The following is a 6,817-nucleotide window of genomic DNA, read 5'->3' as shown; positions in this document are numbered from 1 at the left end:
CCGGAGAGCTGGCGGGCGCGGGCGGGGGCGGCATGCTCACGCCGCTCCTCCTCCGCCGGCTCCGCGCCGGGCGTTCCACCGTCGACGTCCGCGGCCGTGTCCACGTCCACGTTCGTTGCCGCTGCGGTGTCGGCGCCGTCCGGGCCCGGCCCCCGGCCGGCGGCGTCGCGGCGGGCCAGCAGGCGCAGCACCAGCGGACGGGCCAGCTCTCCGACGAGCAGCGCCATCAGCAGGTAGAGCAGGGTGGCCAGCCAGAGGTAGCCGGGCCAGGCGAGCGCCTGCCGCAGGGCGAAGGGTGCCTCGATCGCGTCCCCCGTCCGGGAGGCGACGACCGCCAGCGGCAGCAGGACCAGCAGTGTCGTACCGATCCAGCGCCAGGCCGAACCGGGCGCGGACACGTCTCTCACGAGCCTGCGCCACAGGTACCAGTGGACGACTCCCACGAGGGAGAGCACCACGGCGAAGAACACGACCATCACGAGTTACCCCTTTGCTGACCGGATCTGTCACCGGCCTCGCGGTGGAGGACGCGCAGGCCGCGGAAACCGATGACTCCGATGGCAGTACCAAGCAAAAACGACACCACGGTCAGTGCCAGATGCACCCAGAAGTAACCTGTGGGGTCCCCGTCGGCGTCGAAAGCGAGGCCGCTGCCGTCCCGGTAGAGGTTGCGCAGGAAACTGATCCAGATGAACCAGCTCCACACGCCGAAGGCGAGCAGGAACCAGGACGTACCGCGGCCGAGCTTCACAGGGGGTCTCCGTTGCGGGGAGGGCAGGCGGAACTGCCGGTGCCCGTCCAGTATCACCGGACATGCCCGCGGTCCCGGCGGCGGGGATGCCCTCGGGCCCTTCCGGCCCCGGCGGCCCGCGCGGGGACGGCGGGGCTCCTCCCGGCCTCGCCCGGATGCCGCCCCGGCTCCGCCGGATGCGCGGCGCGTCTCACCGGTTCGGCGCTGTCGGGTGGCTGGGGAACGGTCGGACATGGGTACGTTCGGGATGTGTCGATGAACAGATTGTCACGTTATCGCGCAGCGCTGGGGGTCCTGGCCTCGGCGGCGCTGCTGCCCGCCCTGCTGTGCGCGGCCCCGGCCGCCCACGCCGACGACAACGACCCCGGCGCGGCCGCGGAGCACGAGACCGCCGCCGCGCAGGGCGTCGAGCCGGGCGCCGCCGCCCCGGGCGGTCTCTCCACGATCGGCGGCGAACTGCTCGGCCGGGTCGGGACCCAGGTGCTGCCCGGCAAGGACGCCCCGAAGCTGCCCAGGCTCACCGCCCGTTCGTGGATCGTCGCGGACGCCGACAGCGGCGAGGTGCTGGCCTCCCACAACGCCCACCGCCCGCAGGCCCCCGCCTCCACCCTGAAGATGCTCTTCGCCGAGACGCTGATGGCGAAGTTCGAGAGCGACGCCGCCTACGAGGCGCTGCCCGAGCACTTCACCGACATGGGCGAGGGCAGCAGCGCGGTGGGCGTCGCCGACGGGTACAGCTACACCGTCGACGACCTCTGGCACGGCGTCTTCCTCGCCTCCGGCAACGACGCGGTGTACGCGCTGACCGCCATGAACGGCGGCAAGGAGAAGACCGTCCGCGAGATGAACGAGCGGGCCCGGGAACTCCAGGCGCTGGACACCAAGGTCGTCAACCCGGACGGCTACGACGGCGAAGGGCAGGTCTCCTCCGCCTACGACCTCACCCTGATCGCCCGCGCCGGGATGAGCGACGAACGGTTCCGCGCCTACGCGGGCACCGACCGCTTCACCTTCCCCGGCGCCGGGAAGGGCAAGAAGCGCGAGGGCTACCAGATCCAGTCCACCAACCGGCTGATCGTCGGCGACCGCGACGTCTCCCCGTACGACGGGATCATGGGGGTGAAGAACGGCTACACCTCCAAGGCGGGCTACACCTTCACCGGCGCCGCCGAGCGCGACGGACGGACCCTGCTGGTCACCGCCATGGACACCGACGGCGACGGCCTCACCGTCTACCGGGAGGCCGCCGCGCTGCTCGACTGGGGCTTCGCCGCCGCCGGGAAGGTCGAGCCGGTGGGTGAACTCGTCTCCCCCGGCGACGAGGTCGCCGCGGCGCCCGACGCCGCCGCCGCGCGGGCCGCGGCCGACGCCCCGCCCGCGGCGGCCGAGGTCGCCTCGGCGGGAGCCGACGGCCGGGGCGCGGCGGTGGTGACCCTCGTCAGCGCGCTCGGTCTGCTGGTGACGGCGGCGGCGGGGTACCTGGTGCTGCGTCGTCGCCCGTATCCGGGGCATCGTCACCCGTCTCCAGGGCGTCCGCCCGGGGGCGCTTCTCCGCGGTGAGCGAGGTGGCGGTCCAGGAGCAGCAGAACAGGAGCAGCTTCGCCATCAGGTTGATCCAGATCAGCAGGGCGATCGGCACTCCGAAGGCTCCGTACATGCTCTTGGCCGCCACCCCGGTGAGATAGCCGCTCAGCACCAGTTTCAGCACCTCGAACCCGACGGCCCCCAGCACACAGGCGAAGATCACCTCGGCACGCGGCGGGCGCACGCCCGGCAGCCACACCAGCAGATAGACCATCAGCACCGAGGTCACCCCGATCGCCACCGCGTAGGCGGCGACCTGGAGCAGGACACCGCCGGCGCCGCCGGTGACGCCCAGCCACCGGGCCCCGATCCGCACCGCGGAGAGCGCGAGCGCGGAGGCGGCCAGCGAGAGCAGCATCACCCCGCCGAGCCCGGCCAGCACCCCGACGTCCTTGACCTTGCGGAGCAGGAAGTTCTCGGTGGGCTCCGGCAGGTCCCAGATCGTGCGCAGGCAGCCGCGCAGTTCACTGACCCAGCCCGCGCCGGTGGGCACCAGCAGGGCCAGCGCGACCACACCGATGGTGGCGGCGTTGTCGAAGAGCGCCTGGAGGTCGATGGACTCGGAGATGCCCGGCACCTGGGAGGCGAACCAGTCCTCGATGTCCGTCATCCGGTCCTGGGAGAGGAAGGCGAACCCGATGGCCGCGCCGAGCGCCAGCACGGGGAAGAGCGCCAGGAAGCTGATGAAGGTGATGGAGGCCGCGAGCCGCGCGTAGTTGCGGTCCTCCATGTGCTCGTAGACCCGCCACACGCGGGTGGTCAGCAACCGGCCGACGGCCGGGCCGATCCAGGGGAGGCCGCTCAGCTTCTGTTTCGTCTGCTCATCCATCAGGCCGTCCACCGTAGGGAGGGACGGCTCCCCACGCCCGTATCATCCGCCCGACACGCGCAAAACACGGGTGGCGGAGGCCCCGGGGCCCGTGGCCCCGGGGCGTCAGACGGACTGGTGACGCAGCCCGCTCTTCTGCGAGGGCACGGTGTCGTGCGGGAAGCGGAACTCCCGGACCAGGCGCCAGACCGCGTCGGCGCCCTGTTCGTAGAGGGCGAAGCCCTCGGCGGTCCACGCGGCCTCGTACTCCGCCAGTTCCTTCTCCGCCCGGTCCATCGACGGCTCGTCGATGCCGTGGGCGACGGTGACATGGGGGTGGTACGGGAAGTGCAGCTCGCGGCCGAGGGGCCCGGCGTCGTCCCGCACCCGCTCCTGGAGCCAGCCGCAGGCCGACCCGCCCTCGACGACCTGGACGAAGACGACCGGGGACAGCGGACGGAACGTCCCCGTGCCGGAGAGCCGCATGGGGAAGCAGCGGCCCGCGGCGGCGATGGCCGCGAGGTGGTCCTCGATCTCGGGGCGGAGCGCGGCGTCCACCTCGGTCGGCGGCAACAGCGTCACATGGGTCGGGATGCCGGCGGCGGCGTCGTCACCGAAACCGAGGCGGCGCTGCTGCAGCCAGCTGCCGTACGGCTCCGGGACCGCGAGCGAAACGCCCAGGGTGACGGTGCCCACCACCATGTCCCTCCTCGTCGTCGTGCCGCGCCCGCGGCGCGGCCGGGCGCTCCGCCCGGCGGTGCCGGAAGCGAGGCGCGGTGCCAGTGTGGCCGTTACGGACGCGTTATGCGAGCGGTCTTCAGCCCTTCATTCGGGGGGCTTGTGGCCCCCCGGGGCGCACGCGGGGCGCGTGCCGCGCCCGCGCGGTCCCTGCCACGGGCGCCCGCGCGGGCGCCCGTTCCCCTTACGCGCGACCGGTGGTACCCGCTAGCGCGGGGGCAGGAAGCCGACCTTCTCGTAGACGTCCGCGACAGTGGCGGCCGCCACGGGACGGGCCTTCTCGGCGCCCACCGCCAGCAGGCGGTCCAGCTCGGCCGGGTCGGCCATGTACTCCTCGACCTTCTCGCGGAAGGGGGTGGCCCACTCGACGACGATGTCGGCGACCTCCACCTTCAGCGGCCCGTAGAGCTGCCCGGCGAACTTCTCCTCCAGCTCCGGCACGGAGATCCCACTGAACGCCGAGTGGATGGTCAGCAGGTTGCTGATGCCGGGCTTGTTCTCCCGGTCGAAGCGGATCTCGGTGCCCGTGTCGGTGACGGCGCCGCGGATCTTCTTGGCCGTCGTCTTCGCCGGGTCGAGCAGGTTGACCAGCCCCTTGGGCGAGGACGCCGACTTGCTCATCTTGATCGACGGGTCCTGCAGGTCGTAGACCTTGGCGACGCCCTTGACGATGTGCGCGGCCGGAACCGTGAAGGTCTGGCCCAGACGGCTGTTGAACCGCTCGGCGACATCCCTGGTCAGCTCGATGTGCTGCCGCTGGTCCTCGCCGACGGGCACCTCGTCCGCCTGGTAGATCAAGATGTCCGCGACCTGGAGCACCGGGTAGGTGAAGAGACCGACCGAGGTGTGCTCACTGCCCACCTTGGCGGACTTGTCCTTGAACTGGGTCATCCGGCCGGCCTCGCCGAAGCCGGTGAAGCAGTTCATCACCCAGGCGAGCTGGGTGTGTTCGGGGATATGGCTCTGCACGAACAGGGTGCAGCGCTCCGGGTCCAGACCGGCGCCCAGCAGCTGGGCGGCGGCCAGCCTCGTCGCCTGGCGCAGCGCGGCCGGGTCCTGCGGAACGGTGATGGCGTGCAGGTCGACGACGGCGTAGAACGCGTCGTGCGTCTCCTGGAGCGCCACCCACTGGCGGACGGCACCGAGGTAGTTCCCGAGGTGGAACGAGCCGGCGGTGGGCTGGATACCGGAGAGCACCCGGCGACGGTCAGTGGCCATGCGGCTCATTGTCGCAGAGCGTGCGCGGGCGCCCGCCCCCGATCGGGCCCCCGCGCGTGATGCGGTGCGTCACAGCCGCCGTCCCCGCGCGCGGCGTTCCCCGGCACCCTTCCGGCGGGCGTGGGGGCCGACGGCAGGTTTCCTCCCGCTCCGCCCGGCCGACGATAGAGATGGGCGCTCGGTCCGGAACGCGTGTGACGGCAGGAGTCGGGGAGCCGGCTCCGGCCCGGCCGCGCTGGACCTCACCGACCGGCCCGCCACGCACCACAGCCTGTTCCGCCGCACGACAGGAGGGCACCGCATGGCCGCCACGGGAAGATCATCGATGGAGCTGATCTCCGCCGCCGAGGAGCACAGCGCGCACAACTACCACCCACTGCCCGTCGTCATCGCCTCCGGCAAGGGGGCGTGGATGACGGACGTCGACGGACGCCGCTACCTGGACATGCTCGCCGGGTACTCCGCCCTCAACTTCGGCCACGGCCATCCGCGCCTGGTGGCCGAGGCGCGGGCCCAGCTCAGCCGGCTGACGCTGACCTCCCGTGCCTTCCACCACGAGCACTTCGCCGCGTTCTGCGCGGAGCTGGCGGAGCTGTGCGGCATGGAGATGGTGCTGCCGATGAACACCGGCGCCGAGGCGGTCGAGACGGCGGTGAAGACGGCCCGCAAGTGGGGCTACCGGGTCAAGGGCGTCCCGGACGGCCGGGCGAAGATCGTCGTCGCCGACGGCAACTTCCACGGCCGGACCACCACGATCATCAGCTTCTCAACCGACGAGGAGGCGCGGCGGGACTTCGGCCCGTACACCCCGGGGTTCGAGATCGTTCCCTACGGCGACCTGTCCGCCCTGGAGGCGGCCGTGGACGAGGACACCGTCGCCGTCCTGCTGGAGCCGATCCAGGGCGAGGCCGGTGTCCTCGTCCCGCCGCCGGGCTACCTGGCGGGGGTGCGGGCGCTGACCCGGGAGCGCGGTGTGCTGTTCATGGCGGACGAGATCCAGTCCGGTCTGGGCCGGACCGGACGCACCTTCGCCTGCCAGCACGAGGACGTGGTGCCGGACGTCTACGTCCTCGGCAAGGCGCTGGGCGGCGGCGTGGTGCCGGTCTCGGCGGTCGTCTCCTCCGCCGAGGTGCTGGGCGTCTACCGGCCCGGTGAGCACGGTTCGACGTTCGGCGGCAACCCGCTGGCCTGCGCGGTCGCCCGCGAGGTGGTGGCCATGCTGCGGGAGGGCACCTTCCAGCAGGCCGCCGCCGAACTCGGCGACCACCTGCACCGGGAGCTGGAGCTGATGGCGGACACCGGCGCGGTCCGCGAGGTGCGCGGCCGGGGCCTGTGGGCGGGCGTCGACATCGACCCGGCGGTGGGCACGGGCCGGGAGATCTCCGAACGGCTGATGGAGCGGGGCGTCCTGGTGAAGGACACCCACGGCTCCACGATCCGGATCGCGCCGCCGCTGGTGATCTCCAAGGAGGACCTGGACTGGGGCCTCTCCCAGCTGCGGGCGGTGCTGTCCGAGGGCGCCCCCGCCGCGTGACCGCGCGTGCCGGACCGCCGCGCCGCCCGGTGTGCGCCGAAAGCGGGCGCCGGGGGGCGCGGGGTCCGGCACGGGGCTGGTCGGCGCAGGGCTGGTTCGGCGCAGCGCTGGTCGGCGCAGGGCTGGTTCGGCAACTCATCGGGGTCCGGTACGGCGGCGGCCGGCACGTCGGCGGGGGCGGCCG

At 72.6% G+C, this 6,817-nt stretch carries 5 protein-coding genes and 2 pseudogenes; 2 read left to right on the top strand and 5 right to left on the bottom strand.

The features are described from left to right. Window positions 1–479 (bottom strand): annotated as a pseudogene (locus E0D90_RS21815) (metallophosphoesterase); the annotation flags it as partial. Next, window positions 476–751 carry an SCO4848 family membrane protein gene (locus E0D90_RS21810; protein ID WP_103500989.1) on the bottom strand — a complete coding sequence of 92 codons (276 nt, stop codon included), beginning with the start codon at window positions 749–751 and terminating at the stop codon, window positions 476–478. The gene E0D90_RS21810 and the pseudogene E0D90_RS21815, both read right to left, overlap by 4 nt. A 255-nt stretch (window positions 752–1,006) precedes the next feature. On the opposite strand from E0D90_RS21810, the gene E0D90_RS21800 reads away from it, so the two are divergent. Then, window positions 1,007–2,311, top strand: a complete 1,305-nt coding sequence (locus tag E0D90_RS21800; protein ID WP_130799749.1) for a D-alanyl-D-alanine carboxypeptidase family protein — start codon at window positions 1,007–1,009, stop codon at window positions 2,309–2,311. 46 nt (window positions 2,312–2,357) lie between these two features. Here the strand turns inward: E0D90_RS21800 and E0D90_RS28060 are convergent. The 3 genes and pseudogenes from E0D90_RS28060 to trpS form a co-directional block, all read right to left on the bottom strand. Further along, window positions 2,358–3,065, bottom strand: a pseudogene (locus tag E0D90_RS28060) (YihY/virulence factor BrkB family protein); the annotation flags it as partial. Between the two features lie 204 nt (window positions 3,066–3,269). Next, a complete protein-coding gene (locus E0D90_RS21790; RefSeq protein ID WP_103500113.1) occupies window positions 3,270–3,839 on the bottom strand; it encodes a 2'-5' RNA ligase family protein in 570 nt (189 codons plus the stop codon). A gap of 249 nt (window positions 3,840–4,088) precedes the next feature. After that, window positions 4,089–5,099 (bottom strand): tryptophan--tRNA ligase, encoded by a 1,011-nt coding sequence (trpS, locus tag E0D90_RS21785; RefSeq protein WP_103500112.1) that lies wholly within the window; start codon window positions 5,097–5,099, stop codon window positions 4,089–4,091. A gap of 301 nt (window positions 5,100–5,400) precedes the next feature. Here trpS and rocD point away from each other — a divergent pair, with 301 nt between their 5' ends. Continuing rightward, a complete protein-coding gene (gene rocD / locus E0D90_RS21780; RefSeq protein ID WP_103500111.1) occupies window positions 5,401–6,633 on the top strand; it encodes an ornithine--oxo-acid transaminase in 1,233 nt (410 codons plus the stop codon). Window positions 6,634–6,817 lie beyond the last annotated feature (184 nt).

Source organism: Streptomyces otsuchiensis, assembly GCF_004305975.1.
Classification (GTDB): Bacteria; Actinomycetota; Actinomycetes; order Streptomycetales; family Streptomycetaceae; genus Streptomyces; species Streptomyces otsuchiensis.
Note: the sequence above shows the minus strand (reverse complement) of the source record. Positions and strands in the feature narration are given on the sequence as shown.